This is a genomic window from Lactobacillus hamsteri DSM 5661 = JCM 6256, assembly GCF_000615445.1.
In the GTDB taxonomy this organism is placed as follows: domain Bacteria; phylum Bacillota; class Bacilli; order Lactobacillales; family Lactobacillaceae; genus Lactobacillus; species Lactobacillus hamsteri.
On the sequence record NZ_BALY01000063.1, the window covers coordinates 1 to 1,797 of the forward strand.

Annotated in this window: 1 rRNA gene; it reads right to left on the reverse strand. The window is 50.9% G+C overall.

The features are described from left to right. Window positions 1–93: 93 nt before the first annotated feature. Window positions 94–1,655 (reverse strand): 16S ribosomal RNA (locus tag JCM6256_RS09120). Window positions 1,656–1,797 lie beyond the last annotated feature (142 nt).

A 1,797-nucleotide genomic window follows, 5' to 3' on the forward strand; every position in this document is an offset into this window, starting at 1 on the left:
CCCTCAAAACTAAACAAAGTTTCTCAGTGTGCTTCCGCTTGCTTTGATGACTTCTATTAGTATCTCTACTCTCCGTCATCTCTGCTTCCTTAGAAAGGAGGTGATCCAGCCGCAGGTTCTCCTACGGCTACCTTGTTACGACTTCACCCCAGTCATCTGCCCTGCCTTAGACGGCTCCTTCCCGAAGGTTAGGCCACCGGCTTTGGGCATTGCAGACTTCCATGGTGTGACGGGCGGTGTGTACAAGGCCCGGGAACGTATTCACCGCGGCGTGCTGATCCGCGATTACTAGCGATTCCAGCTTCGTGTAGGCGAGTTGCAGCCTACAGTCCGAACTGAGAACAGCTTTCAGAGATTCGCTTGCCTTCGCAGGTTTGCTTCTCGTTGTACTGCCCATTGTAGCACGTGTGTAGCCCAGGTCATAAGGGGCATGATGACTTGACGTCGTCCCCACCTTCCTCCGGTTTGTCACCGGCAGTCTCATTAGAGTGCCCAACTTAATGCTGGCAACTAATGACAAGGGTTGCGCTCGTTGCGGGACTTAACCCAACATCTCACGACACGAGCTGACGACAGCCATGCACCACCTGTCTTAGCGTCCCCGAAGGGAACTTCGTATCTCTACGAATTGCGCTAGATGTCAAGACCTGGTAAGGTTCTTCGCGTTGCTTCGAATTAAACCACATGCTCCACCGCTTGTGCGGGCCCCCGTCAATTCCTTTGAGTTTCAACCTTGCGGTCGTACTCCCCAGGCGGAGTGCTTAATGCGTTAGCTGCAGCACTGAGAGGCGGAAACCTCCCAACACTTAGCACTCATCGTTTACGGCATGGACTACCAGGGTATCTAATCCTGTTCGCTACCCATGCTTTCGAGCCTCAGCGTCAGTTGCAGACCAGAGAGCCGCCTTCGCCACTGGTGTTCTTCCATATATCTACGCATTCCACCGCTACACATGGAGTTCCACTCTCCTCTTCTGCACTCAAGAAAAACAGTTTCCGATGCACTTCCCCGGTTAAGCCGAGGCTTTCACATCAGACTTATTCTTCCGCCTGCGCTCGCTTTACGCCCAATAAATCCGGACAACGCTTGCCACCTACGTATTACCGCGGCTGCTGGCACGTAGTTAGCCGTGACTTTCTGGTTGATTACCGTCAAATAAAGGCCAGTTACTACCTCTATCCTTCTTCACCAACAACAGAGCTTTACGATCCGAAAACCTTCTTCACTCACGCGGCGTTGCTCCATCAGGCTTTCGCCCATTGTGGAAGATTCCCTACTGCTGCCTCCCGTAGGAGTTTGGGCCGTGTCTCAGTCCCAATGTGGCCGATCAGTCTCTCAACTCGGCTATGCATCGTTGCCTTGGTAAGCCGTTACCTTACCAACTAGCTAATGCACCGCGGTCCATCCTTTAGCGACAGCTTACGCCGCCTTTCAAGCATCGATCATGCGATCAATGTTGTTATCCGGTATTAGCACCTGTTTCCAAATGGTATCCCAGACTTAAGGGCAGGTTACCCACGTGTTACTCACCCATCCGCCGCTCGCTTCCGAAACGTCACTACCGAAGTAGATCTGTTAGTTCTGCTCGCTCGACTTGCATGTATTAGGCACGCCGCCAGCGTTCGTCCTGAGCCAGGATCAAACTCTCATTTTTAAAATAATAGTTTGAATGATTGCTCATTCGATTTTTTAAGATCTTTGTCTCAAAATTTATTGCTTGCGAATTGACTTCGCTTTTTGTTTGGGTTTTTACACCCGCACACTTTTAGCGAAACTTTGTTCAGTTTTCAAAGTAC